This window comes from Sphingomonas sp. NFR04 (genome assembly GCF_900114095.1).
In the GTDB taxonomy this organism is placed as follows: Bacteria; Pseudomonadota; Alphaproteobacteria; order Sphingomonadales; family Sphingomonadaceae; genus Sphingomonas.
Map to the genome: position 1 here is coordinate 126,217 of NZ_FORV01000006.1, position 24,118 is coordinate 150,334.

At 67.7% G+C, this 24,118-nt stretch carries 25 protein-coding genes; 15 read left to right on the top strand and 10 right to left on the bottom strand.

Translation table 11 applies throughout. From position 1 onward, the window contains the following. Window positions 1-4: 4 nt before the first annotated feature. Window positions 5-1,600, bottom strand: a complete 1,596-nt coding sequence (locus tag BM009_RS17000) for a peptide MFS transporter (RefSeq protein WP_093298019.1) — start codon at window positions 1,598-1,600, stop codon at window positions 5-7. Between the two features lie 124 nt (window positions 1,601-1,724). Between BM009_RS17000 and BM009_RS17005 the strand changes: the two genes are divergently transcribed. Genes BM009_RS17005 through BM009_RS17035 form a run of 7 tightly spaced genes read left to right on the top strand, consistent with a single transcriptional unit; the run spans window position 1,725 to window position 7,701 of the window. Then, the gene (locus tag BM009_RS17005; protein ID WP_093298021.1) at window positions 1,725-2,306 is read left to right on the top strand and encodes a nitroreductase family protein; all 582 of its coding nucleotides are present in this window, start codon (window positions 1,725-1,727) and stop codon (window positions 2,304-2,306) included. A 37-nt stretch (window positions 2,307-2,343) separates the two neighbouring features. Then, complete coding sequence (locus tag BM009_RS17010) at window positions 2,344-2,706, top strand: GntR family transcriptional regulator (RefSeq protein WP_093298200.1); 363 nt, start codon at window positions 2,344-2,346, stop codon at window positions 2,704-2,706. 4 nt (window positions 2,707-2,710) lie between these two features. Then, window positions 2,711-3,553 carry a signal peptidase I gene (lepB, locus tag BM009_RS17015; protein ID WP_093298023.1) on the top strand — a complete coding sequence of 281 codons (843 nt, stop codon included), beginning with the start codon at window positions 2,711-2,713 and terminating at the stop codon, window positions 3,551-3,553. A 5-nt stretch (window positions 3,554-3,558) separates the two neighbouring features. Then, window positions 3,559-3,810, top strand: a complete 252-nt coding sequence (locus BM009_RS17020; RefSeq protein WP_139216665.1) for a hypothetical protein — start codon at window positions 3,559-3,561, stop codon at window positions 3,808-3,810. Between the two features lie 58 nt (window positions 3,811-3,868). Further along, window positions 3,869-5,389, top strand: a complete 1,521-nt coding sequence (locus BM009_RS17025) for an aldehyde dehydrogenase family protein (protein ID WP_093298202.1) — start codon at window positions 3,869-3,871, stop codon at window positions 5,387-5,389. 19 nt (window positions 5,390-5,408) lie between these two features. Continuing rightward, window positions 5,409-6,434 (top strand): alcohol dehydrogenase AdhP, encoded by a 1,026-nt coding sequence (gene adhP, locus BM009_RS17030; RefSeq protein WP_093298027.1) that lies wholly within the window; start codon window positions 5,409-5,411, stop codon window positions 6,432-6,434. A 43-nt stretch (window positions 6,435-6,477) separates the two neighbouring features. Continuing rightward, window positions 6,478-7,701: a threonine synthase gene (locus BM009_RS17035; protein ID WP_093298028.1), complete on the top strand. Its 1,224-nt coding sequence runs from the start codon at window positions 6,478-6,480 to the stop codon at window positions 7,699-7,701. Between the two features lie 81 nt (window positions 7,702-7,782). Here BM009_RS17035 and BM009_RS17040 read toward each other — a convergent pair whose 3' ends face one another. Further along, entirely contained in the window at window positions 7,783-8,214 is a 432-nt protein-coding gene (locus BM009_RS17040; RefSeq protein WP_093298030.1) for an endonuclease domain-containing protein, read from the bottom strand. Window positions 8,215-8,283: 69 nt separating this feature from the next. After that, complete coding sequence (locus BM009_RS17045) at window positions 8,284-9,978, bottom strand: acyl-CoA dehydrogenase family protein (RefSeq protein WP_093298032.1); 1,695 nt, start codon at window positions 9,976-9,978, stop codon at window positions 8,284-8,286. 48 nt (window positions 9,979-10,026) lie between these two features. Between BM009_RS17045 and BM009_RS17050 the strand changes: the two genes are divergently transcribed. Beyond that, window positions 10,027-10,959, top strand: coding sequence for an L-threonylcarbamoyladenylate synthase (locus BM009_RS17050; protein WP_254772336.1), 933 nt, complete (start codon window positions 10,027-10,029; stop codon window positions 10,957-10,959). Between the two features lie 497 nt (window positions 10,960-11,456). Here the strand turns inward: BM009_RS17050 and msrA are convergent, their stop codons facing one another. Next, the gene (msrA, locus tag BM009_RS17055) at window positions 11,457-12,002 is read right to left on the bottom strand and encodes a peptide-methionine (S)-S-oxide reductase MsrA (protein ID WP_093298035.1); all 546 of its coding nucleotides are present in this window, start codon (window positions 12,000-12,002) and stop codon (window positions 11,457-11,459) included. Window positions 12,003-12,071: 69 nt separating this feature from the next. On the opposite strand from msrA, the gene galE reads away from it, so the two are divergent. Then, window positions 12,072-13,070, top strand: a complete 999-nt coding sequence (gene galE / locus BM009_RS17060; RefSeq protein ID WP_093298036.1) for a UDP-glucose 4-epimerase GalE — start codon at window positions 12,072-12,074, stop codon at window positions 13,068-13,070. A 381-nt stretch (window positions 13,071-13,451) separates the two neighbouring features. Here the strand turns inward: galE and BM009_RS17065 are convergent, their stop codons facing one another. The 4 genes from BM009_RS17065 to BM009_RS17080 form a co-directional block, all read right to left on the bottom strand. Beyond that, window positions 13,452-14,054: a cysteine hydrolase family protein gene (locus BM009_RS17065; protein ID WP_093298038.1), complete on the bottom strand. Its 603-nt coding sequence runs from the start codon at window positions 14,052-14,054 to the stop codon at window positions 13,452-13,454. 11 nt (window positions 14,055-14,065) lie between these two features. After that, a complete protein-coding gene (locus BM009_RS17070; RefSeq protein WP_093298039.1) occupies window positions 14,066-14,545 on the bottom strand; it encodes a nuclear transport factor 2 family protein in 480 nt (159 codons plus the stop codon). Between the two features lie 136 nt (window positions 14,546-14,681). Next, window positions 14,682-17,003 (bottom strand): ATP-dependent Clp protease ATP-binding subunit ClpA, encoded by a 2,322-nt coding sequence (gene clpA / locus BM009_RS17075; RefSeq protein WP_093298041.1) that lies wholly within the window; start codon window positions 17,001-17,003, stop codon window positions 14,682-14,684. Between the two features lie 138 nt (window positions 17,004-17,141). Continuing rightward, complete coding sequence (locus tag BM009_RS17080; RefSeq protein ID WP_093298042.1) at window positions 17,142-17,339, bottom strand: DUF1192 domain-containing protein; 198 nt, start codon at window positions 17,337-17,339, stop codon at window positions 17,142-17,144. 79 nt (window positions 17,340-17,418) lie between these two features. On the opposite strand from BM009_RS17080, the gene BM009_RS17085 reads away from it, so the two are divergent. Further along, a complete protein-coding gene (locus tag BM009_RS17085; protein ID WP_175488092.1) occupies window positions 17,419-18,429 on the top strand; it encodes an NAD(P)H-quinone oxidoreductase in 1,011 nt (336 codons plus the stop codon). On the opposite strand, the gene BM009_RS17090 is transcribed toward BM009_RS17085, so the two are convergent. Continuing rightward, window positions 18,430-18,852, bottom strand: coding sequence for a hypothetical protein (locus BM009_RS17090; protein WP_093298044.1), 423 nt, complete (start codon window positions 18,850-18,852; stop codon window positions 18,430-18,432). A gap of 20 nt (window positions 18,853-18,872) precedes the next feature. Further along, a complete protein-coding gene (locus BM009_RS17095; RefSeq protein WP_093298046.1) occupies window positions 18,873-19,301 on the bottom strand; it encodes a hypothetical protein in 429 nt (142 codons plus the stop codon). Between the two features lie 188 nt (window positions 19,302-19,489). Here BM009_RS17095 and BM009_RS17100 point away from each other — a divergent pair, with 188 nt between their 5' ends. The 5 genes from BM009_RS17100 (at window position 19,490) to BM009_RS17120 (ending at window position 23,995) form a co-directional block, all read left to right on the top strand. Next, the gene (locus BM009_RS17100; protein WP_093298047.1) at window positions 19,490-20,368 is read left to right on the top strand and encodes a UDP-2,3-diacylglucosamine diphosphatase; all 879 of its coding nucleotides are present in this window, start codon (window positions 19,490-19,492) and stop codon (window positions 20,366-20,368) included. Window positions 20,369-20,391: 23 nt separating this feature from the next. Continuing rightward, the gene (locus BM009_RS17105) at window positions 20,392-21,414 is read left to right on the top strand and encodes a glycosyltransferase family 4 protein (RefSeq protein ID WP_093298205.1); all 1,023 of its coding nucleotides are present in this window, start codon (window positions 20,392-20,394) and stop codon (window positions 21,412-21,414) included. 119 nt (window positions 21,415-21,533) lie between these two features. Beyond that, a complete protein-coding gene (locus tag BM009_RS17110) occupies window positions 21,534-22,187 on the top strand; it encodes a DUF1013 domain-containing protein (RefSeq protein WP_175488102.1) in 654 nt (217 codons plus the stop codon). Window positions 22,188-22,403: 216 nt separating this feature from the next. Then, window positions 22,404-23,267, top strand: a complete 864-nt coding sequence (locus BM009_RS17115) for a dienelactone hydrolase family protein (protein ID WP_093298048.1) — start codon at window positions 22,404-22,406, stop codon at window positions 23,265-23,267. A gap of 92 nt (window positions 23,268-23,359) precedes the next feature. Further along, window positions 23,360-23,995 (top strand): glutathione S-transferase family protein, encoded by a 636-nt coding sequence (locus BM009_RS17120; protein ID WP_093298049.1) that lies wholly within the window; start codon window positions 23,360-23,362, stop codon window positions 23,993-23,995. Window positions 23,996-24,118: the final 123 nt, after the last annotated feature.

A 24,118-nucleotide genomic window follows, 5' to 3' on the forward strand; every position in this document is an offset into this window, starting at 1 on the left:
CCTCTTAGCGCTCCTCGCCGGTAGTGCGGGTGCCGGCGGCAGCCGGTTCGGCCAGCGTCGATTCCCCGGCGAGGCCATGGCCTGCCTCGTCCTTGCCGATCGTATCGAGATGCATCAGCTTGGCGATCCACCAGCTGACCGGTACCGCGATCACGCCGATGACGATGATGTACCAGCCGATCGACCAATAGACGTCGAGCACGCGTTCCGGCCCGGCGCCTTCGCCGCCCGTCGCCTGCGCGATCTTGGCGGCGAGGAAATTGCCCGCCGCGGTCGACAGGAACCAGGTGCCCATCATCAGCCCGACCATCGATCCGGTCGACAGGCGCGTCATGCTCGACAGCCCGACCGGCGAGAAGCAGAGCTCGGCGGTGGAGTGCAGCAGGTAGAGCAGCACCACGAACAGCATCGGCGTCAGCGCATCGCCCTTGGCCGCGCCCAGCACCAGCACCACGAAGCCCAGGCCGACCTGGATCAGCCCCAGCGCGAACTTCAGCGGCGCACTCGGCTCCAGCCCGCGCTTGCCCAGCCACACCCACAGGCCGCCGAACACCGGCGCCAGGGTGATGATCCAGAAGCTGTTGACCGACTGGAACCAGGAGGCGGGCATTTCCCAGCCGAACAGGTGGCGGTCGACGCGCTGATCGGTGAACACGTTGAGCGACGAGCCCGCCTGCTCGAACAGCGCCCAGAATAGCGGGCAGAGCGCGATCAGGTAGAGCGCGCCGAAGATGCGCATCCGCTCGACCTTGGGCAGGGTGAACAGCGCGCGATAGAAGATGTAGAGGAAGGTGAGCCCGAAGGTGGCGAGCAGCAGCGTGCCGACCAGGCTTTCGTTGCTGATCAGCAGATAGGACACGCCGACCGCCGCGGCCGAACCGAGATAGATCAGCCATTCGCGCGACAGCACCACCGGCGTGCGCGCGGCGAGCAGCGCCGCATCCGCCGGCTTGCCGGCTTCGTGCAGGTCACCGCGAAACAGCACGAAGACGACCGTGCCGAGCAGCATGCCGATGCCGGCGGCACCGAAGCCCCAGGACCAGCCGACGCGCTCGCCGAGATAGCCGACCAGGATCGGGCCGATGAACGCGCCGAGATTGATCCCCATGTAGAAGATCGAGAAGGCGCCGTCGCGGCGCAGGTCGTCGCGGCGATAGAGCTGGCCGACCAGCACCGAGATGTTGGCCTTGAGGAAGCCGGTGCCGACGATGATGCAGGCCAGGCCGACATAGAAGCCCTGCAGATACCCACCCTGTTGGCCGGAGGGCCCCTCGACCAGCGCGATCAGCAGATGGCCGAGCGCGATGAAGAGGCTGCCGGCGAACACCGCCTTGCGCGCGCCCAGATACTTGTCGGCCAGATAGCCGCCGAGCACGGGGGTGATGTACACCATCGAGGTATAGGCGCCGTACACCGCGTAGGCGGGGCTTTCGCCGAACAGGAAATGCTTGGTCAGGTAGAAGACCAGGATCGCCCGCATGCCGTAATAGGAGAAGCGCTCCCACATTTCGGCGAAGAACAGCATGAACAGCCCGCGCGGGTGTCCAAGGAGCGTTTTTGCCGTAGCGGGTACGCCCCCGCCCGTTGCAACAGATGCCATGCGACCGATGTTTCCCTATGCGACCTCGCGGGTTCGTGCCCGCCAAAGCGGCGCAGACTAGCGGCCTGCGCGCTCCTGTGAAGAGCGGTTGTTGCAGGCGATACCAGGCGATAGAGCGCGGGGCATGACCTTCAACGACCGCACCACGCCGCTCAGCCTCCTCCAGACCCGCCGATCGGGCAAGCCGCGCGACCTGGCGGCGCCGGGCCCGAGTCCCGAGCAGCTCGACCAGATGGTGGCGATCGCCGCGCGCACGCCCGATCACGGCAAGCTCGCCCCCTGGCGCTTCGTGATCGTGCCGGACGAAGCGCGCCCCGCGCTCGCGCTGAAGCTGGTCGAGATCCTGCGCGCCGAAAAGCCCGACGCGACCGCACGCGACGAGGAAGCCGCAGCGCAATTCGCCACCCAGGCACCGGCGCTGGTGGTGGTGCTCTCCGCCCCCGTCCAGCCGCACAAGGTGCCGCTGTGGGAGCAGGAGCTCTCGGCAGGGGCGGCCTGCATGAACCTGCTCCACGCCGCGCACGCCATGGGCTTTGCCGGCGGCTGGCTGACCGGCTGGCCGGCCTATTCGGATGCGGTGCGCGACCTGTTCGGCAGCGACGGCCAGCGCATCGCCGGCTTCGTCTTTATCGGCACGCCGTCGCGTCCGCTGGAAGAGCGCCCGCGCGGCGAACTGTCCCAGATCGTCCATCGGTGGAATCCCTGAGTATGGACTCGGAAGCCACGTGCTGTATTATGGCAGCATGACAGCCCTGGAGCACGAAGACAGCCCGGTCTACCTCAAGCTGCGCGCGATCATCGCCGCGGCGATCCTGCGCGGCCAGTACCGCGCCGGGGACCAGCTTCCCTCGGTCCGCGCGCTCGCCGCCGAGCATGGCGCGAACCCGCTCACCGTCGCCAAGGCCTATCAGAGCTTCCAGGACGACGGCTATGTCGAGGTCCGTCGCGGCGTCGGCATGTTCGTGGTGCCCGGCGCGGTCGAGCGGCTGCGGACGGCGGAGCGCGAACGCTTCCTCACCGGTTTCTGGCCGCGGGTGAAGGATCATATCGCGCTGCTCGGCCTCGATGCACGCGAACTGCTCGATGGCAGCCACGAGATCGCCTGACGCCATGGCCGAACCCAAGCCGGGCTGGAAGCGCACGCTGGCCGGCTGGGCGGCGACGCTGGGTATCTTCTTCCTGTTCCAAAGCGCGGTGGCGCGGCCCTATTACATCCCCTCGGGATCGATGATGCCTGCGCTGCGCACCGGGGACCGGCTGGTCGCCAGCAAATTCCCCTATGGCTTCTCGCAGGCCTCGTTGCTGCTCCACGGCAAGGACATCGCGGCCGCGCGGCTGTTCGGCGGCACGCCGGCGCGCGGCGACATCGTCCTCGTGGTACGGCGCGGCGACGGCGAGGATCTGATCAAGCGGGTGATCGGCCTGCCGGGCGACACGGTGGCGGTCCGCCGCGGCGTGGTGATCCTCAACGGGAAGCCCGTGCCGCGCGTCGCCGAGGGGCGCGCCAGGATCCCAGTCGACGTGGCGGTGCCGTGCGACGAGGGTCCGATCGCCGCGTTCCGCACGCGGGAGGCCGATGGCAAGCTCTATTGCGAACCGCCGCTCTATCGCGAGACACTGCCGAACGGCGCCAGCTACGATGTGATCGACCTAGGCGATACCGTGCTGCCCAACGGCTTCCTCAGCCCCGGCGACAAGTATGGGCCGATCACCGTACCCGCGGGCCATGTTTTCCTGATGGGCGACAATCGCGACCAGTCCGCCGACAGCCGCTTCGGCTCGGACGAGCTGGGGCTGGACGGTCCTGTGCCGCTGGCGACGATCGCGGGGCGCGCCGAATTGGTGACGCACAGCTTCGACGGCGAGGGATCGTGGTTCGACCCGCTCGCCTATGTGACCGCGGTGCGCTGGGACCGCAGCTTCACCAGCCTGCGGCCCAAGCACGCCGATTGAGCGGCATGCTGCCATGGGCCGTCGCGGCGGCGATCGTGCTGGCGATACCGCTGCTGGTCCGCTGGGGCCTTGGCCGCACGCGGGGCAAGGCCGGTGCCGCCGCGCTGATGCTCGGTCTCGCCTTCGGGCATCTGTTCGATCCCGCCAGGGCGGAGGCCACCGAGTCGCTGCAGAAGCGCCGCGAGCAGGGCGAGGCGGCTGGCGAAGAAGCCGGTGCGCCGCCATTGGGTACTTCCCCTAAGCACCTCTCCGAATAGGGTTTTCGCAGGTCCGGGCGCATGCCTCCCGCCGACAGGGTTTCGGATGGAGGAAGCGATGTTCGAACAGGCAATCCAGACCGTGCGGACGCAAGGTCACCAGCCCGCCCGCTATGGCAATTTCATCGGCGGCCGCTGGGTGGATCCCATCGAGGGCCACTGGTTCACCGATCACAGCCCGATCAACACCCGGCCGCTGGCCGAGATTGCCCAGTCCACGCCCGCCGATGTCGAGGCGGCGCTCGATGCCGCGCATGCCGCACGGGTGCGCTGGGCCGCCGTGTCGCCGCAAGAGCGGGCGCTGATCCTCAACCGCGTCGCCGATCGGCTCGAGGCGAATCTGGAGCTGCTCGCGCTGGCCGAGACGATGGACAATGGCAAGCCGATCCGCGAGACGCGCGGCGCCGACGTGCCGCTGGCGATCGACCATTTCCGCTATTTCGCGGGCTGCATCCGCGCCGCCGAAGGCACGATCTCGACGATCGACGCGAAGACCATCGCCTATCATTTCAAGGAGCCGATCGGCGTGGTCGGCCAGATCATCCCGTGGAACTTTCCGTTGCTGATGGCAGCGTGGAAGATCGCGCCGGCGCTCGCGGCGGGCAACTGCACGGTGATCAAGCCCGCCTCGCAGACGCCGCTCAGCCTGCTGCTCTTCGCCGAGCTGACCGCCGACATCCTGCCGCCGGGCGTGGTCAACATCGTCACCGGGCCGGGCGCGTCGGTCGGCCGGGCGATCGCCGCCAATCCGCGCATTGGCAAGGTCAGCTTCACCGGCGAGACCACCACCGGCCGCCAGATCATGCAATATGCCGCCGAGCATCTGATCCCGCAGACCATGGAGCTGGGCGGCAAATCGCCCAACATCTTCCTCGCCGACGTGATGCAGGAGGACGATGCGTTCCTCGACAAGGCGCTGGAAGGCTTCGCGCTGTTCGCCTTCAACAAGGGCGAGGTGTGCACCTGCCCGAGCCGCGCGCTGGTGCAGGAGACGATCTTCGAGAAGTTCATCGAACGCGCGGTGAAGCGCGTCTCCGCGATCCGCGTCGGCGATCCGCTCGATCCGACCACGCAAATGGGGCCGCAGGCCTCCGAGGACCAGCTCCACAAGATCCTCGGCTATATCGACATTGGCCGCAGCGAGCTTGCCGAGTGCGTGACCGGCGGCAAGCGGGCGCTGCCCGGCGGCGAGCTCGACCAGGGCTATTTCGTCGAGCCGACGGTGTTCGTCGGCCACAACAAGATGCGGATCTTCCAGGAGGAGATCTTCGGGCCCGTCCTCTCGGTCACCACCTTCAAGACCGTGGAGGAGGCGATCGAGATCGCCAACGACACCGTTTATGGCCTGGGCGGCGGCGTGTGGAGCCGCAACGGCACCCATGCCTACGCAATCGGCCGTGCGATCGAGGCCGGGCGCGTCTGGACCAATTGCTACCATGTCTATCCCGCGCACGCAGCGTTCGGCGGGTACAAGGAATCGGGCTTCGGCCGCGAGACGCACAAAATGATGCTCGACCATTATCAGCAGACCAAGAACCTGCTGGTCAGCTACGACACCGCCGCGCGTGGCCTGTTCTGAACCATCGGAGGGGAGCCCCATGCTCAAGACCATGAAAGCCGCCGTCGTCCGCGAATTCGGCAAGCCGCTGGTGATCGAGGAAGTGGCGGTGCCGCAGGTCGGCCCCGGCCAGATCCTGGTGAAGATCGCGGCGAGCGGCGTGTGCCACACCGATCTCCATGCCGCGGAGGGCGACTGGCCCGTCAAGCCCAAGCCGCCCTTCATCCCGGGCCATGAAGGCGTCGGCCATGTCGCCGCAGTGGGGGCGGGCGTCAGCCATGTGAGGGAGGGCGACCGGGTGGGCGTGCCCTGGCTCTACACCGCCTGCGGCCATTGCATGCACTGCCTGGGCGGGTGGGAGACGCTGTGCGAGAGCCAGCAGAACACGGGGTACTCGGTGAACGGCGGCTTCGCCGACTATGTGCTGGCGGATCCCAACTATGTCGGCATCCTGCCGAGCAATGTCGGCTTCGTGGAGATCGCACCGGTGCTGTGCGCGGGGGTGACGGTCTACAAGGGCCTCAAGGTCACCGACACCAAGCCGGGCGACTGGGTGGCGATCTCCGGCATCGGCGGGCTCGGGCACATGGCGGTGCAATATGCCAAGGCGATGGGGCTCAACGTCATCGCGGTCGACATCGATGAAGAGAAGCTGGCGCTGGCGCGGAAGTTGGGCGCCGAACTGACGGTCAACGCGCGGCACGAGGATCCGGCGGCGTTCGTCAAGAAGGCGGTCGGCGGCGCGCGGGGCGTGCTGGTCACAGCGGTCTCGACCAAGGCATTCCAGCAGGCGCTGGGCATGGTCGGGCGCGGCGGTACCGTGTCGCTCAACGGCCTGCCGCCGGGGGACTTCCCGCTCTCGATCTTCGACACGGTGCTCAACGGCATCACCGTGCGCGGCTCGATCGTGGGAACGCGGCTGGACCTGCAGGAGGCGCTCGACTTTGCCGGGCAGGGCAAGGTCCATGCGACCGTGGCGACGGAGAAGCTGGAGAACGTCAACAGCGTGTTCGACCGGATGCGCAGGGGCGAGATCGAGGGGCGGATCGTTCTCGACATGGCTTGAAGCGCCATCGACAGGGGCGGCGGCGGTTCCTAAGCTGCCGCCCATGCAGGACAATCTCACGGCCGAGCGGCCAAGCTTCGTCACCCATCTCGAATGCTCGATGACGGGCGAGACCTATGCGGCGGACCAGCTGCACGGGCTCTCGCGCGTCGGGCGGCCGCTGCTGGTGCGCTATGATCTGGCGGGTGCCGGCGGTGCGCTGACCCGCGACGCGCTGGAAACACGGCCGACCGACCTTTGGCGCTGGCGCGAGCTGCTGCCGGTGCGACGGGCGGAGAACATCGTCTCGCTGGGCGAGATCGAGACGCCGCTGATCGCCATCCCCAAATCCGGCGGTCCCGGCGCGATCGTCAAGGACGAGGGCCGGCTGCCGACCGGTTCGTTCAAGGCGCGCGGGCTGGTGATGGCGGTCAGCATGGCGCGCGAACTGGGCGTCACCCGCATCGCCATGCCGACTAATGGCAATGCCGGCGCGGCGCTGGCCGCCTATGCTGCGCGCTGCGGCATCGAGACGGTGATCCTCTGCCCGGAGGAGACGCCGGAAGTGAATGTCCGCGAAATCGCCGCGCAGGGCGCGCGGGTCTACCGGGTCAACGGCCAGATCGACGAATGCGGCGCGATAGTCGGGCGCGGGGCTGCCGAGGGGCGTTGGTTCGACTTCTCGACGCTCAAGGAGCCCTATCGGATCGAGGGCAAGAAGACGATGGGGCTGGAACTCGCCGCCCAGTGCGGCTGGGAGCTGCCCGACGCGATCTTCTATCCCACCGGCGGCGGCACCGGGCTGATCGGCATGTGGAAGGCGTTCGACGAACTGGAGCGGCTCGGCTGGATCGGCTCGAAGCGCCCGCGCATGTATGCGGTGCAGGCCTCGGGCTGCGCGCCGATCGTCCGCGCGTTCGAGGCGGGCGAGGAACATGCCGAGCGCTGGGAGAATGCCGCGACGGTGGCGGCAGGCATCCGCGTGCCGCGCGCGGTGGGCGATTTCCTGATCCTGCGCGCGGTGCGCGAATCCGGCGGTCGCGCGCTGGCGGTGGGGGATCCCGCGATCCTCGAGGCGGTGGACGACTGCGCGCGCAAGGACGGGCTGCTGCTGTGTCCGGAGGGCGGGGCGACGCTGGCGGCGTACCGGCAGGCAATGCGGGACGGGCTGGTCGATCCGGAGGAGCGGACCGTGCTTTTCAACTGTGCGACGGGGTTGAAGTATCCCATGCCCGAGGCGGGGACCTGGCTGGACAAGGATGCGGTGGGGGATCTGGGAGCGTTGTGAGGGGGCGCAGCGCGTACCTCCCCCCTCCGACCCGCTGCGCGGGCCACTCCCCCTGGCGGGTGAGGATTCTAGCGTGCCTCTCTATCCTCCCCCGCCAGGGGGAGGTGGCGCCGAAGGCGACGGAGGGGGAGGTCGGCGAGCAGCTTGCAGTTTGACCCTTCGGTCGATCGCGACCGCGAGGATCTGGCGGACGACGCCGTCGGTGTGGTTCAGTACCTCCGTCGCCGCGTAGCGGAGGACGCGAACGCCTTGGGCTTTCAGCCACGCATCGCGGGTGGCGTCCCGTTCCGGCCGGTCGCCGCGGGCATGCGCTTCGCCGTCGGCTTCGATGGCGAGCGCGGCTGGGGCGCAGTAAAAGTCGAGGACGTAGGGCCCTGCCGGGTGCTGCTTGCGGAAGCGGAGGCCGGCGTCGTTCTTGCGGAGGGCCAGCCAGAGGGCGATCTCCGGCGGCGTCATTTCGTCGCGGAGGTGCTTGGCGTTGCGGCGGCTGTCTTCCCGGCTTCCCAAGCGCATCGCTGACCTCCCCCTCCGTCGCCTACGGCGCCACCTCCCCCTGGCGGGGGAGGATTTACACGGCTCCCCTCACGCCGCGAACGCCTCCGCCTCCACGGCGTAGAGCACCGCCGCCTTCGCCATCGCCGCTGCGCGCAGGCCGAGCGCTTCGGGGACGATCTGCTCGACATAGAAGCGCGCCGCCGCCTGCTTCATCTGGAGGAAGGCCGGTTCGCCCTCGCCGGTAGCCGCCAGCCGGCCGCTCTTCTCCATCAGCCAGCCGCACACCGCGACCGACAGCATCGTCAGGAACGGATAGCTCGCCGCCAGCCGATCATCGGCATCGCTGCCCAGCAGGTTGCGGCCGACGTCCTCGCACGCGTCGATCAGCGCGCGCAGCCCGGCATCCTCCGCCTCCGCGCGCATGTCCGCCAGCAGGCCGAGCAGCGTCGCGCCATTGTCCATGCTCAGCTTGCGGCCGACCAGGTCGGCGGCCTGGATGCCGTTGGTGCCTTCGTAGATTGGGGTAATGCGCGCGTCGCGGAAATGCTGGGCGGCGCCGGTCTCCTCGATATAACCCATGCCGCCATGGACCTGGACGCCCAGGCTGGCGACTTCGTTGCCGAGATCGGTCGCGTGCGCCTTGGCGAGCGGGGTGAGCAGTTCGACGCGCTTGTCCGCTTCCGCATCGCCCGCGCGGCCGCGATCGAGCTGGCCGAAGGCATAATAGACCAGCGCCCGCGCCGCCTGGGTCTGCGCCTTCATCCGCAGCAGCATGCGGCGGACATCGGGATGCTCGATGATCGCGGTGGGGGCGCCGCCGCGAACCCCCTGCACCCGCTCGCGGGCATAGGCGACCGCGCGCTGGGTAGCGCGCTCGGCTACCTGCACGCCCTGCAGCCCGACGTTCAGCCGCGCATTGTTCATCATCGTGAACATCGCGCGGATGCCGCCCAGCTCGGGGCCGATCAGCTCGCCGATGCAATCGTCCTTGTCGCCGAAGCTCAGCACGCAGGTGGGCGAGGCGTGGAGGCCCATCTTGTGCTCGATCGACACGACATGCACGTCGTTGAAATCACCCGGCGTGCCGTCGTCCTTGAGCCGGTACTTGGGCACGAGGAATAGCGACAGGCCCTTGGTGCCGGCCGGTGCGCCGGGCGTGCGTGCCAGCACCAGATGGACAATATTGTCCGCCATGTCGTGGTCGCCGAACGAGATGTAGATCTTGGTGCCCTTGATCTTCCACTTGCCGTCGCCCGCCGGCTCGGCCTTGGTCTTCACCGCGCCGACGTCCGAGCCGGCCTGCGGCTCGGTGAGGTTCATCGTGCCGGTCCATTCGCCGGTCGCGAGCTTCGGCAGATAGAGCGCCTGCTGTTCGGGCGAGCCGTGATGGTGCAGCGCTTCGACCGCGCCGACCGTCAGCACCGGGCAGAGGCAGAAGCCCATATTCGCGGTGCCCAGCGTCTCCAGCACCGCGACCGACAGGCTCACCGGCAGGCCCTGGCCGCCATGCTCGGCGGGGGAACCGATCGTGCCCCAGCCGCCCTCGACATAGGCGCGGTACGCCGCAGCGAAGCCCTCCGGCATCCTCACGCCCTGCTCGGTCCAGCGCGCGCCTTCGGTGTCGCCCAGCCGTTCGAGCGGCGCCCATTCGCCCGCGGCGAACTGGCCGGCGCCCTCCAGCACGGCGTCGAGCAGGTCGGGCGTGGCCTCTTCGCTGATCTCGGACAGGCGGACGATATGGTCGAGCACGAAACGCTGCTCGGCGGTGGCGGGGGTGAACATCAGGCCTCTCTCTTGTGATCTTGTTGCAGCCAATATAGCGCCTTGCGGGTGACCCCAGCAAATCCGCGCATCTTACCCTACGGCGAGGCCGCGCTCGGCGAAGCGGCGGCGCTGATTCGCGCACGCCAATGCGTCGCGGTGCCGACCGAAACCGTCTACGGGCTCGCCGCCGACGCGACCGATTCGGATGCGGTGGCGGGGATTTACGCGGCCAAGGGGCGCCCCTCGTTCAACCCGCTGATCGTGCATGTGGCGGACATGGCGCAGGCCCGCACGATCGCGCGCTTCGACGACGAGGCCCTTGCGCTGGCGGCGCGCTTCTGGCCGGGGCCGTTGACCATGGTGCTGCCGCTGGCGGAGGGCTCCCCGGTGGCGAGCCTGGTCGCCGCCGGCCTGCCAACGGTGGCACTGCGCATGCCCGATCACCGCGCAATGCAGGGGCTGATCCGGGCGAGCGGGCTGCCGCTCGCCGCGCCTTCGGCCAATGTCAGCGGCGGCATCAGCCCGACGCGCGCCGCCCATGTCGCCGCCAGTCTTGCCGGCCGCATCCCGCTGGTGATCGACGACGGCGCGACCATGGACGGCATCGAATCCACCATCGTCGAGCCGGCCACGCGGCGCATCCTGCGGCCGGGGCCGGTCACCGCCGAGCAGCTGCCGGGCTATGGCAGCGGCACGACGCCGGGGGCGATCACCGCGCCGGGGCAGCTGGCCAGCCATTATGCGCCGTCCAAGCCGGTGCGGCTGGATGCCGCGCGCGCCGAGGCGGGGGAGTGGCTGATCGGCTTCGGTGCCATTGCGGGCGACGACACGCTGTCCGCCACGGGCGACCTGCGCGAAGCGGCCGCGCGTCTGTTCGACGCGCTGCACCGCGCCGACGCGTCCGATCGGCCGCGGATCGCAGTGGCGCCGGTGCCGCTGCACGGGCTTGGTCTGGCCATTCAAGACCGCCTGGCGCGCGCTGCGCACCCGCGGACCTGACCGCCTGCCGATGGTTTGTCGGACTAGTCGTTGGTAAGATCCACACTGCACATGCTGGGTATACGATCATCCCACGCGCATGCGCGGCGATCCGACGGCAAAGATGAAGTTAACCTAAACTGGACTGACCTGACCGGGAGCGCAAATCAGCCAATCGTTTGTCTTGTGTAAAGTCGATCCAAACTGGATGATTCTGCCTGACATTCTCATTATGAGTAGGCTGTATACGATCTTGCCTTTACACCCGTTGCGAAGCGTTTAGGTTCCGGCGTGTCGTATAGCTTGCGCAACAAAGACGAGCGACGCGGCAACTGCTGGACGATCGTCTGCGCCGCCGTCGCCCGAATACCGGGCCGCGCGTTCGGGGATCGGGCCAGTGGACGAGAGCGGAACCCGAATGGCGCCGAACTGCCCCCGCAGCACCGCGCGCCTTCGTTCCGCGGCCAGCCTTCGCAAGCCGGCCGCGGTCTCGAACACCCCCGTGGGAGGGCGCGGCCTTAAGCTGCTGCGCCCTCTTTCGTGCGGTTGGCGAAGCTCTTGCGCAGCTTGCGGAGCTTGGGCGGGATTACCGCCAGGCAATAGGGGTTCCGCTGGCCGTCGCCCTGCCAATATTCCTGGTGATAGTCCTCGGCCGGCCACCATTCGCCCAGCGGCTCGATCGACGTGACGATCGGCTGCGGCCAATCGGGGCGGGCGCGCTCGATCGCGTCCAGCGCCTCGCGCTCCTGCTCCGCCGAATGCGGGAAGATCGCCGAGCGATACTGGGTGCCGATGTCGTTGCCCTGGCGGTTGAGCTGGGTCGGGTCATGGGTGGCGAGGAAGATGTCGAGGATCTCGCCATAGCTCACCACATCGGTGTCGAAGCTGACGCGGATCGCCTCGGCATGGCCGGTGTCGCCGCTGCACACTTCCTTGTAGGTCGGGTTTTCCTTGGTGCCGCCGATATAGCCGCTTTCGACGCCCTGCACGCCGATCACGTCGTTGAACACGGCTTCCGTGCACCAGAAGCAACCGCCGGCGAGCGTCGCCGTTTCAATGGTCATGTCTCAGGAACTCCTTGCTTGTGGCCCCAAGATAGGGTGGAGCCGGGGCGGAACAAAGAGGATGACGTGATGCGCGACGGTGCGGTGCTGGTGACGGGCGGTGCAGGCTATATCGGCAGCCATGCGGTGCTGGCCTTGCTCGACGCGGGCTGGCGCGTGGTGGTGGTCGACAATCTGGTGACCGGGTTCGACTGGGCGGTGGATCCGCGCGCCACGCTGGTGGTGGCGAACATCGACGATGCCGAGGCGGTGCGCGGCGCGATCCGCGAGCACGGCGTGATCGCGGTGATGCACTTCGCCGGATCGGTGGTGGTGCCGGAGTCGCTGACCGATCCGCTCAAATATTATCGCAACAACACGGTCGCCAGCCGCGCGCTGATCGAAAGCGTGGTGGCGGAAGGCGTGCGCCACTTCATCTTCTCCTCGACCGCGGCGACCTATGGCATCCCCGACCAGGTGCCGATCCGCGAGGATGCACCCAAGCAGCCGATCAACCCGTACGGCATGTCCAAGCTGATGACCGAGATCATGCTGAAGGACGTCGCCGCCGCGCACCCGCTCAATTACTGCGCGCTGCGCTATTTCAACGTCGCGGGCGCGGACCCGCAGGGGCGCAGCGGCCAGTCGACCGCGGGTGCGACGCATCTGATCAAGGTCGCGGTGGAGGCGGCGACGGGCAAGCGCGACCATGTCAGCGTGTTCGGCACCGACTTCGCGACGCCGGACGGCACCGGGGTGCGCGATTACATCCATGTCAGCGATCTCGCCGCCGCGCATGTCGACGCGCTCGACCTGCTGATCGCCCGGCCGGAGGAGAGCCACACGATGAACTGCGGCTATGGCCGCGGTTTCTCGGTGCTGGAGGTGCTCGACGCCGTCGACCGCGTCACCAACATGACGATCGAGCGCAAGCTGGAAGGTCGCCGCGCCGGCGATCCCGATGCGCTGGTGGCGGACAACAGCGCCATCCTCGCGGCGCTGCCCTGGCGGCCGAAGCATGCCGACCTGAACGGCATCGTCCGCGATGCGCTCGCCTGGGAGCGCAAGCTGGCCGAACGCGGGCGATAGGCAGCGGCCTTCCTCCCATCATGCCGGTGCATCGCTGGCCGGGAGAGGCAGGGTGCGTCGGAGGGCCGGGCATGTTGATGATCCTGTTGCTGCTGTCGATCACCGCGGAGGATGCACCCGCAGCTACCGCAGCTACCGCAGCTACCGCAGCTGCCGCCGTCGACGCCGTGACGCCTGTGACGCGTTGCGAGAACGCCAGCATCCAATCGGTGGACGCGCAGTCGGCCGACGCCGCCACGTTGCGGCCGCTGTCCCAGGAGCCATTGGCCACTGGTTATCGCGCGGTGGCGCGCGATGTGGCTTGCGATCGGCCGGTCGTGGTGGCGGCGCGTGGGCCAACAGCAGCGCTGATCCGCCTTTGGGGAGATGGTGCTGCGCCGGTCAGGCCGGCACCGTCTCCGAGACCCCGGAAAGCACGGAATCGGTCGAGCGGATCGCCGCATATTCGCCGTCCAAGTTGCTGAGCGAGGCGAGGTGGATGTCTTCCGCGGACCGCAGTGCGCCGGCAAGATCGTGCCGGGCGAAGGTAAAGCAGGCGTCGGAAACGACCGTTGCGCGGAACCCTAGGCAGCCGGCCGAACGCGCCGTCGCCTCGACCGAATAGTTGGTCGCGACCCCGGCAAAGACGAGGCCGGTGATCGAGCGAAGGTGCAGATAGCGCTCCAGCCCGGAGCCGGCAAAGGCGTCGGTGACGTGCTTGTCGACGACATGCTCTCTTCCCATCGGCAGAAAGGCGGGCTGAAATTCGGCGCCGGGCTGTCCCGGTCGGAAGCCGGACGCCGGATCGAGCGAGAGGTGGCGGACATGCACGATCGGGCCGCCGCCGCGCCGCCATGCCGCGAGCAGCCTCGCAGCGTTCGCTTCCGCCTGCGGGTTGTTCCGCGGCGGTAGCGCGGGATCGGACATGGCGCGCTGCAGGTCGATCAGGACCAGCGCTTTGTCGTTGGCATGGCTCACGGTCGGAAGTGTAACCGGGCGGTCCATTGCCGCAACCGCTATTCCGTCTTGCCGTCCGCGTCCCGCTGCTCGGCGGGCGTCGCCGCGCGGTGGCCATAGCTCAGCACGGTGGTGATCCGCCACCGGCCCTCCTGCTTCGCCCATACCATCACGAACTTGGCGATGCCTTCGCAGCGGCCGCTCGCCAGCTCGCAGAAGCGGTGCTCGCCTTCCTCGATCGCGCCATAGTCCTTGATCGGATAGACGCGGAACGAGGCCGCGATCCGCTCGCGGCGCACCTTGCCGCAGATATACTTCCGCACGCCGTCGACCATCGCGTCGCGGTCGAAGGTAGCGCCGCCATTGTCGTGGTAGAAGGCGACCTTGGGATCGAAATAGCCGGAAAAGGCCGGCAGGTCGCAGCGGTTATAGGCGTCGAACACCGTCGCATCGAGCGCGCTGATCTCCGCCGTCAGCGGATCGGCGGCGGACGGGTCCGTTGCGGCGAGCAGCGCGGCGATCAGTGCGATGGCGGTCATGCGTTCCCCCGATGCACGCCCCACGCGCGCGTGGCGGGAGCGTAGCCGCTGTCGTTCGGCACACCAACAACGCAATCGGCCCGAGGGATCGCTCCCCCGGGCCGATGCTGTTTTTTTTAACCGAAGCGGGAAAGGCTCACACGTCCGCCGGCGCTTCCTTCTTGCCCTTCTTGGGCTTCTTCGGTGCGGCCGGCACGATCTCGAACGCCAGCGCATTGTCCTTCAGCTTCACGCTCACTTCGCCGCCATGGACGAGCTTGCCGAACAGCAGTTCCTCGGCGAGCGGCTGCTTGATCTTCTCCTGCATCAGGCGGCCCATCGGGCGCGCGCCGTACAGCTTGTCATAGCCGCGCTTGGTGAGCCACGCCTTGGCTTCCTCGTCCAGATGGATGTGGACGCCGCGATCGGTGAGCTGCAGCTCCAGCTGGAGCACGAACTTGTCGACCACGCGGGCGACGACTTCCGGCGGCAGATAGCCGAACGGCACGATCGCATCGAGGCGGTTGCGGAATTCGGGGGTGAACAGGTTCTTCACCGCTTCTTCCTGCACATCCTCGCGGCTCAGATCGCCGAAGCCCACGCTTTCCTTCGCCATGTCCGACGCACCGGCATTGGTGGTCATGATGAGGATGGTGTTGCGGAAGTCGACGGTCTTGCCGTGGTGATCGGTCAGCTTGCCGTTGTCCATCACCTGCAGCAGGATGTTGAACAGATCCGGATGTGCCTTCTCGATCTCGTCGAGCAGCAGCACCGAATGCGGGTTCTGGTCGACCGCGTCGGTCAGCAGGCCGCCCTGGTCGTAGCCGACATAGCCCGGAGGGGCACCGATCAGCCGGCTGACCGAGTGGCGTTCCATGTACTCGGACATGTCGAAGCGCTGGAGCGGAATGCCGAGCAGCGTCGCGAGCTGCTTCGCCACTTCGGTCTTGCCGACGCCGGTGGGCCCCGAGAACAGGTAGTTGCCGATCGGCTTGTCCGGATCGCGCAGGCCCGCACGGCTCAGCTTGATCGCCGAGCTGAGCACTTCGATCGCCTTGTCCTGGCCGAACACGACGCGCTTCAGATCCTGCTCGATATTGGCGAGCACGCGGGTGTCGTCCGACGAGACGGTCTTGGCCGGGATGCGCGCCATGGTCGCGATGACCTGCTCGATCTCCTTGGGCGTGATGACCTTCTTGCGCTTGGACGGCGCCACCAGCATCTGCATCGCGCCGACTTCGTCGATCACGTCGATCGCCTTGTCCGGCAGCTTGCGGTCGTTGATGTAGCGCGCCGACAGCTCCACCGCCGACTTGATCGCGTCGGGCGTGTACTTGACCGAGTGGTGCTGCTCGAACGCCGAGCGCAGGCCCGCCAGGATCTTCACCGTATCCTCGACCGACGGCTCGTTGACGTCGATCTTCTGGAAGCGGCGGAGCAGCGCGCGGTCCTTCTCGAAGTGGTTGCGGAATTCCTTGTAGGTGGTCGAGCCGATGCAGCGGATCGAGCCGCCCGACAGCGCCGGCTTGAGCAGGTTCGACGCATCCATCGCGCCGCCGCTGGTCGCGCCCGCGCCGATCACGGTGTGGATCTCGTCAATGAACAGCACCGCGTGCGGCAGCTTCTCGAGCTCCGAGACGACCTGCTTGAGGCGCTCCTCGAAGTCGCCGCGATAGCGGGTGCCGGCGAGCAGCGCGCCCATGTCGAGCGAGTAGATCACCGCGTCCTTGAGGACATCAGGCACTTCGCCCTCGATGATCTTGCGCGCCAGGCCCTCGGCGATGGCCGTCTTGCCCACGCCGGGATCGCCGACATAGAGCGGGTTGTTCTTGCTGCGCCGGCAGAGGATCTGGACGGTGCGGTCGACTTCGGCCGCGCGGCCGATCAGCGGATCGACCTTGCCGATCTTCGCCTTCTCGTTGAGGTCGACGGTGAATTGCTTGAGCGCGCTCTCACCCTTGCCCGTCTTCGCCTCCTGCTTGTTCGACTTGTCTTCCTCGGCAGCGCCCTTGGGGGTGCTCGCCTCGGTGGGCGTGGTGCCGCCCTTGCCGACGCCGTGGCTGATGAAGCTGACGGCATCGAGCCGGCTCATGTCCTGCTGCTGCAGGAAATAGACCGCATAGCTCTCGCGCTCGCTGAACAGCGCGACCAGCACGTTGGCGCCGGTCACTTCGTCGCGGCCCGAGGACTGGACGTGCAGGATCGCGCGCTGGACGACGCGCTGGAACCCGCTGGTGGGGGAGGGATCGGTGGCATTGTCCACCTTCAGCGCTTCCAGCTCGGTATCGAGATAGTGCGCCACGGTGGTCTTCAGTTCGCCCAGGTCCACCCCGCACGCGCCCATTACCTTTGAGGCATGTTCGTCGTCGATCAGCGCGAGCAGGAGATGCTCGAGCGTCGCATATTCGTGCCGGCGCGAGGACGCAGCCTCGAGCGCCTTGTGGAGGGTGGCTTCGAGAGCGGAGGCGAAACTAGGCATTCGGATACAACTCCAGTCGGGCCGAAAGGGTGCTGAGCCCGTCTTCCCCTATGTCGGGAGTGGCAGGCCCCGCATCAAGCGCTGCGGCCCCGCACCGGAGGTTCGTGGCGTATCGCCCGAATTCCGGTGCCTTGACGCTCATCTCTTAAATAGAGCGTCAGCGCTTGCACGATGGTGAACGGCGCGTTGAATCTTTTCTCGACATCGGACGATCTCGGATTCGAGCACCTGGATTCGGGCCTCTAGTTCGGCCACCGAAAAGGGGTCGAGGTCCTGCTTTGCCAGCTGCACCGCGAGATCGTCGGATCGACGCGGAAGATTTTCGTCGGCGTCCATGCGACGAAACGTTGACCCTGGGGAGGTCGATGTCAATAAGGCCCCGAAGTTCCCCTTAGGCCAAAAAGCGACGAACCGAATGATCGCAGCCGAAATGATGCTGGCCATCGACCCCGATGCGCCGGGCGGCCCAGAAGTCCTTGTTCCCGTCGAACGCCCCGTTCCCAAGCCGGGGAAGGGCGAAGTGCTGGTGCGAGTCGCGGCGGCCGGCGTGAACCGGCCCGAAGTGCTGCAGCGGCAAGGCAAATATCCGCCGCCGCCGGGCGCGCCCTCGATTCTCGGCATGGAGATCGCCGGCACGGTCGTCGGCATCGGCGAAGGCGCCGACGAGTCGCTGATGGGCAAGAAGGTCTGTGCGCTGATCGCGGGCGGGGCCTATGCCGAATATGCGGTGGCGCCGGCCGGCCAGTGCCTGGAAGTGCCCGCGGGGCTGAGCCTGGTCGAGGCGGCGGCGCTGCCCGAGACGCTGTTCACCGTCTGGTCGAACCTGTTCGATCGCGGCTGGGCGCAGCCGGGCGAAAGCGTGCTGGTCCATGGCGGCACCAGCGGCATCGGCACGATGGCGATCGCGCTGGCCAAGCTGTTCGGGTTGACCATCCTGGTCACCGCCGGATCGGACGAGAAGTGCGCCGCGGCCCGCAAGCTGGGCGCCGATCTCGCGGTCAACTACAAGACGCAGGATTTCGTCGAGGAAGTGAAGGCCTTCACCGGCGGCAAGGGCGTGCAGATCGTGATCGACATGGTCGGCGGCGACTATGTCGCGCGCAACCTCCAGTGCCTTGCCGAGGACGGCCGTCACGTCTCGATCGCGGTCCAGGGCGGCGCGACCGCGACGATTCCGGTGTGGGACGTGATGCGCCGCCGGCTGACGCTCACCGGATCGACGCTGCGGCCGCGCTCGGTGGAGTTCAAGTCGCTGCTCGCCGACGAGTTGCGCCGTCATGTCTGGCCGCTCGTCGCCGAGGGCAAGCTCAAGCCCATCATCGACCGCAGCTTCCCGCTTGCCGAGGCGCCCGCCGCGCACCGGCGGATGGAAGCGGGCGAGCATGTCGGCAAGATCGTGCTGACGATCGGCGACCAGCCCGCCTGATCAGGCGGCGAGGGGGCGCTGCTCCAGCGCTTCCTCCGCCATCGGCAGCAACAACTGCTCCTGGTGGGCGGCGCGGCGCTCGCACAGCCGCAGCAGGCGCTGCGCGGCGGCGCGGTGGCCATCGGGATCATTGAGGATCTTGCGGTGCGTCCAGGCGGCGCAATGGTCCAGCGTCCGCTGCCGCCACTCCAGATCCTGCTCGGTGGTGCGGCGCGCCATCGCCTGGTGCGCGCAATCCTCGCTTTCGCGCAGGGTAGCGAGCAGCAGGCGGTCCTTGGTGAGGGTGTGGGCGCGCATCGCATCGAGCAGGCGCTCGCGCGCGGCGTTGAGCGCGGCGGCGGTCGGCCGGGGGTCGAGCTGGGACAGGGCCTTGGCGGCGTCGGTGAGATTCTGGGTGGCGGCGAACAGCGATTGGAATGGCATGACGCCATTCTAGCGGCGTTTCAGACGGTTGGTCGTTTTAGCGACGAAATGAGTCTGGCGAGCGCGGGATAGGCGGTCTGCTCGGCATAGAGCGTGCGCGCTCCGATCCACGCAAGCACCTGCCGCACATCTGCGCGATAGCCGTCAGGGTCTTCGAGGATGCGCGTGAGCGTCCAGCGCTGATAATGCTCCAGGCCTTTCTGCCGCCCCTCGAGGTCGCGCTCGACACAGCTTCGCGCGATCGCCATCAGCGTGGCATCGCCGCTTGCGCGCAGCGGCCGGAGCAGGACCCGTTCCTGCTCGGCGAAGAAGACATTGTAGGCGAGCGCGACATTCTTGCGCAGCTCGGCGAGGCGCTGCGGGTCGATCGGCGGTTCCGCTGCGCGGTGAATCGCCTCGGTCATCGCCAAGATGTCGCAGGTGATCGCGCGAAGCTTTTGCACGGGCATGCATTGTCCTCCCCGGGCGCATTGTAGAGGCGGTGGGCGTGGCGGTGCGGCGACTGCTTCGAATTGTTACAACCGGGTCCCGCCCGCGCGTGACTATGACAGTCCGATGAAATCCAAAGGATTCGATTTGTAACAATGCCGAGGCATAGGCGAGATCCGGTACAGGGCAGCTGCACGGGAACTTGGGCATGGCCACGATCACCAGGCTTTCGTTTGATGTCGCGGGTCTCGCGGACTTCCACGCGACGACTCCCACGATTCCGGAACGACCGATCGGCGCGCGGCGCAAGTATCGCGCGATCTGGATCTCCGACGTCCATCTCGGCACCCGCGGCTGCAATGCCGAAATGCTGATCGACTTTCTCGACCATGTCGACAGCGACGTCATGTATCTGGTGGGCGACATCATCGACGGCTGGGCGATGAAGAAGCGGCTATACTGGCCGGCGACGCACAACGACATCGTCTGGCGGGTGCTCAAGCGGGCGAAGCGCGGGACCGAGATCGTCTATATTCCCGGCAATCACGACGAGATGTTCCGCCAGTTCACCGGGCTGGATTTCGGCGGCGTGAAGATCAAGCGCCAGGCGATCCACACCACTGCCGACGGCCGCCGCCTGCTGGTGCTCCACGGGGACGAGTTCGACGCGATCACCATGTCGCACCGCTGGCTCGCCCATCTGGGCGACGCGGCGTACGAGATGATGATGACGCTCAACCGCTGGCTCAACGCGGTGCGGCGCTGGATGGGGCTGCCCTATTGGTCGCTCTCCAAATACGCCAAGCAGAAGGTGAAGAATGCGGTGTCCTTCATCTCCAAGTTCGAGGAGATCGTCGCGCGCGAAGCCGGTGCGCGCGGCGTCGACGGCGTGATCGCCGGGCACATCCACAAGGCGGAGATCCGCCCGATCGACGGCATCGAATATTATAACGACGGCGATTGGGTAGAGGGTTGCACGGCGCTGGTGGAGCATTACGACGGGTCCATGGAAATTCTCCACTGGGCCGACGAGATGGCAGCGCGCGAGTCGCTGCCGGAGTCCGAGGCCAGACTGGCGGCGGCGTGACGGCAGCGGCGGAGATCGAAGCCGTGCGTATCGCGATCGTGACCGATGCCTGGGAGCCCCAGGTCAACGGCGTCGTCCGCACGCTCCAGTCGGTGCGGCGGGTGCTGGAGAGCCAGGGCCATCAGGTGCTGGTGGTCTCTCCCGACAAATTCTATTCGCTGCCGTGCCCGACCTATCCGGAGATCCGGCTGGCGATCACCAGCGTCGCCGCCGTCGGCGCGATGCTGGAGGAGTTCGCCCCCAACGCGATCCACCTCGCCACCGAGGGCCCGCTCTGCGTCGCCGCGCGGCGCTGGTGCCTGCGCCAGAAGCGGCCGTTCACCACCGCCTATCACACCCAGTTCCCCGACTATGTCTCGGCGCGCTCGGGCGTGCCGGCCGAGTGGATCTGGCGCTATATCCGCTGGTTCCACACGCCGAGCGCGACGATCCTCGCCTCCACTGCGTCGATCCGCCAGTCGCTGGTCGATCATGGCCTGCCGCAGGTCCGCCACTGGGGTCGGGGCGTCGATCTCGCCCATTTCCATCCCGGTATCGCGCCGCACCCGCGCATGGCGGAACTGCCCGGGCCGGTGATGCTCTATGTCGGCCGGGTAGCGGTCGAAAAGAATCTCGAGGCATTCCTCCGCGTCGACCGGCCCGGCACCAAGGTGGTGGTGGGCGACGGCCCGGCGCGGGCGATGCTGGAGGCCAAATATCCGGACGCGGTGTTCCTCGGCGCGCAGTTCGGCACCGATCTCGCCAGCGCCTATGCCGCGGCCGACGTGTTCGTCTTTCCCAGCCGCACCGATACCTTTGGGCTGGTGATGATCGAGGCACTGGCCTGCGGTACGCCGGTCGCCGCCTATCCCGTGACCGGCCCGGTCGACGTGCTGACCCCGGAGACCGGCGTGATGGACGAGGATCTCGGCACGGCGATCGACCAGGCGCTGACGCTCGATCGCGCCGCCTGCGCCGCCTATGGCCGCAGCTTCACCTGGGAGGCGAGCGCGCGGCAGTTCCTCACCGCGCTGGTGCCGATCGGCTGCGAGAAGGCCGCCGCCTGAATCGCGGAAACGCTTGCTCCTGCGGGCAAGCTCCCCTACATCAAGACCATGTGTGGCCGCCCGTGATGGGCGGCCCTTATTGTTTCAAGTTCCGGAGATCCACCGTGGCCCAGCCGCTGATGCCGCACGCGACCGCTTCCTGGCTGGTCGACAACACGTCGCTGTCGTTCGAGCAGATCGCCGAGTTCTGCGGTCTCCACATCCTCGAAGTGCAGGCGATCGCCGACGATACTGCGGCGACCAAGCTCACCGGGCGCGATCCGGTGCGCGCGCACGAACTGACGATGGACGAGATCGAGAAGGGGCAGGCGAACCCCAACTATGTCCTCAAGATGCAGAAGGGGCCCGAGCAGGTCCGCCGCACCAAGGGCCCGCGCTACACGCCGGTCTCGAAGCGCCAGGACAAGCCGGACGGCATCGCCTGGATCCTGCGCCACCATCCGGAAGTGTCGGACGGCGCGATCGGCAAGCTGATTGGCACCACCCGCACCACCATCGCCGCGATCCGTGACCGTACCCACTGGAACATCGCCAACATCGTGCCGAAGGATCCGGTGACGCTGGGCCTGTGCTCGCAGCGCGAGCTCGACGCGCTGGTGGCCAAGGCCGCCAAGGCCGCCGGCATCGAGGCGCCGACCGACACCCGCCTCGAGGGCGACCGCGAGGCGCTGATCGAGCAGCTCCGCGCCGAGCGCTATGCCGCGAGCCACGTGCCCGAGCCGCAGGAAGCCGCGCCGGTCGAGCACACCGCGGAGAGCCTGTTCAAGCACTGATTTCGCCTTCCCGGGCGTTGACGAGCGGGCCTCGGCGCATCCAGCGCCGGGGCCCGTTCTGCTTCTTGGGGCAGCTTTGCGGGGGTCGCGGGCTAGGCTATCAGGGCTTTTGCCCTCTCCCGCCTGCGGGAGAGGGAGGGGCCCCGCCGCCGAAGGCGGTGGGGAGGGTGAGGGTGACTCGGGCCAGATCCCGCACCCCATTGGAGGAGGATCGCCATGTGTGACGAACATACCGCAGCCGACAACGACCGTGCCCTGGGCGGCCTCACTCGCCGCGGCTTCGCCGCCGCCGCCGCCGCGACCGGCATCCTCGCCGTCCTGCCGAGCCCGGCCAACGCCGCGGCAGTGAAGGGCCGCGACGTCACGATCAAGACTGCGGACGGCACCGCCGACGCCTATTTCGTCGCGCCCACCAGCGGCAGGCATCCCGCCGTGCTGGTCTGGCCCGACATCATGGGCCTGCGCCCGGCCTTCCGGCAGATGGCCGACCGGCTGGCGCAATCGGGCTATGCGGTGCTGACCGTCAACCAGTTCTACCGCTCCACCAAGGCGCCGTTCCTCAAGCCCGGCCAGTCGTTCGACCAGCCCGAGGTACGTGCGATGATCATGCCGTGGCGCGATCCGCTGACCCCCGCCGCGATCACTGCCGACGCCAGGACCTTCGCCGCCTTCCTCGACGCCCAGCCGGAGGTCGACACCAAGCGCGGGATGGGCAGCACCGGCTATTGCATGGGCGGGCCGTTCGTCGTGCGTACGGCCGCCGCGCTGCCGGGGCGGGTGAAGGCGGGGGGCAGCTTCCACGGCGCACCGCTGGTCACCGAGGCGGCCGACAGCCCGCACAAGCTCGCGCCGCAGCTGCAGGGCCGCTACCTGTTCGCCATCGCCGAGAATGACGATGCGCGCGCGCCCGGCGACAAGGACGCGCTGCGCACCGCCTTCGCCGCGGCGAAGGTGCCGGCGGAGATCGAGGTGTATGCCGGCACGATGCACGGCTGGTGCCCGCCCGACAGCCGCGTCTACAACGCCGCCCAGGCCGACCGCGCCTGGGACCGCCTGCTCGCGACCTTTGCCAGCCTGTGATCGCCTGCCCCTGATCGGTTGACCCGTCGGCCGAATCATGTTCCCCTCTTGTTCCCGACCGACCGAGTCGGGAGCAACAGGGGTACGGGGCCATGACGGACGAACTGATTCTCTACACCAACCCGCAGTCGCGCGGCCGGATCGCGCGCTGGATGCTCGAGGAGGTCGGCGCGACCTACCGGGTTGAGGTGCTCGACTATGCCTCGACGATGAAGGGCGACACTTACCTGGCGATCAATCCGATGGGGAAGGTGCCGGCGATCGTCCATGGCGGCAAGGTCGTCACCGAATGCGCGGCGATCTGCGCCTATCTGGCGGAAGCCTTTCCTGCGGCAGGCCTGACGCCGCTGCCGGAAGAGCGCGCCGACTATTATCGCTGGTTATTCTACGCGGCGGGTCCGGTGGAGCAGGCCACGACCAACCACTTCGCAAAGTTCGATTCGGGCGAGCAGTCGCGCATGTTCGGCTACGGCAACTACGATCTGGTAGTCGACGTGCTCGACGGGCTGCTGTCGTCGCGCCCCTATGCTACCGGCGATCGCTTCACCGCGGCGGATGTCTATCTCGGCTCGCAGATCGGCTGGACGGTGATGTTCGGCATGCTGCCCAAGCGCGATTCGTTCCTTGCCTATGTCGAGCGCGTGCAAAGCCGTGAGGCCTACAAGCGCGCTTGGGCGCTCGACGACGCAGCCGCGGCCGAACTGCAAAAGGCCGCCGAACCCGCTTGATCCGCACGCCCCACGCGCCGATGCTTGCGCGATGCGCGGGGACGGGATGATAACGGCTGAGGCAATTTCCACTTCCATCGTCATTCCCGCGAAGGCGGGAATCCATTTGCCTGTGCGCTGGGG

Bases quoted from the DNA above. Each gene is read 5' to 3' on its own strand.
- BM009_RS17070 (WP_093298039.1), bottom strand. From the start codon at position 14,545: ATGACCGCCATCGCACTGATCGCCGCGCTGCTCGCCGCAACGGACCCG.
- BM009_RS17115 (WP_093298048.1), top strand. From the start codon at position 22,404: ATGTGTGACGAACATACCGCAGCCGACAACGACCGTGCCCTGGGCGGC.
- adhP (WP_093298027.1), top strand. From the start codon at position 5,409: ATGCTCAAGACCATGAAAGCCGCCGTCGTCCGCGAATTCGGCAAGCCG.
- BM009_RS17010 (WP_093298200.1), top strand. From the start codon at position 2,344: ATGACAGCCCTGGAGCACGAAGACAGCCCGGTCTACCTCAAGCTGCGC.
- BM009_RS17090 (WP_093298044.1), bottom strand. From the start codon at position 18,852: ATGCCATTCCAATCGCTGTTCGCCGCCACCCAGAATCTCACCGACGCC.
- BM009_RS17000 (WP_093298019.1), bottom strand. From the start codon at position 1,600: ATGGCATCTGTTGCAACGGGCGGGGGCGTACCCGCTACGGCAAAAACG.
- BM009_RS17045 (WP_093298032.1), bottom strand. From the start codon at position 9,978: ATGTTCACCCCCGCCACCGCCGAGCAGCGTTTCGTGCTCGACCATATC.
- BM009_RS17085 (WP_175488092.1), top strand. From the start codon at position 17,419: ATGATCGCAGCCGAAATGATGCTGGCCATCGACCCCGATGCGCCGGGC.
- BM009_RS17025 (WP_093298202.1), top strand. From the start codon at position 3,869: ATGTTCGAACAGGCAATCCAGACCGTGCGGACGCAAGGTCACCAGCCC.
- BM009_RS17095 (WP_093298046.1), bottom strand. From the start codon at position 19,301: ATGCCCGTGCAAAAGCTTCGCGCGATCACCTGCGACATCTTGGCGATG.
- msrA (WP_093298035.1), bottom strand. From the start codon at position 12,002: ATGACCATTGAAACGGCGACGCTCGCCGGCGGTTGCTTCTGGTGCACG.
- lepB (WP_093298023.1), top strand. From the start codon at position 2,711: ATGGCCGAACCCAAGCCGGGCTGGAAGCGCACGCTGGCCGGCTGGGCG.
- BM009_RS17065 (WP_093298038.1), bottom strand. From the start codon at position 14,054: ATGGACCGCCCGGTTACACTTCCGACCGTGAGCCATGCCAACGACAAA.
- BM009_RS17040 (WP_093298030.1), bottom strand. From the start codon at position 8,214: ATGCGCTTGGGAAGCCGGGAAGACAGCCGCCGCAACGCCAAGCACCTC.
- BM009_RS17110 (WP_175488102.1), top strand. From the start codon at position 21,534: ATGCCGCACGCGACCGCTTCCTGGCTGGTCGACAACACGTCGCTGTCG.
- BM009_RS17005 (WP_093298021.1), top strand. From the start codon at position 1,725: ATGACCTTCAACGACCGCACCACGCCGCTCAGCCTCCTCCAGACCCGC.
- clpA (WP_093298041.1), bottom strand. From the start codon at position 17,003: ATGCCTAGTTTCGCCTCCGCTCTCGAAGCCACCCTCCACAAGGCGCTC.
- BM009_RS17120 (WP_093298049.1), top strand. From the start codon at position 23,360: ATGACGGACGAACTGATTCTCTACACCAACCCGCAGTCGCGCGGCCGG.
- BM009_RS17035 (WP_093298028.1), top strand. From the start codon at position 6,478: ATGCAGGACAATCTCACGGCCGAGCGGCCAAGCTTCGTCACCCATCTC.
- BM009_RS17100 (WP_093298047.1), top strand. From the start codon at position 19,490: ATGGCCACGATCACCAGGCTTTCGTTTGATGTCGCGGGTCTCGCGGAC.
- BM009_RS17020 (WP_139216665.1), top strand. From the start codon at position 3,559: ATGCTGCCATGGGCCGTCGCGGCGGCGATCGTGCTGGCGATACCGCTG.
- galE (WP_093298036.1), top strand. From the start codon at position 12,072: ATGCGCGACGGTGCGGTGCTGGTGACGGGCGGTGCAGGCTATATCGGC.
- BM009_RS17080 (WP_093298042.1), bottom strand. From the start codon at position 17,339: ATGGACGCCGACGAAAATCTTCCGCGTCGATCCGACGATCTCGCGGTG.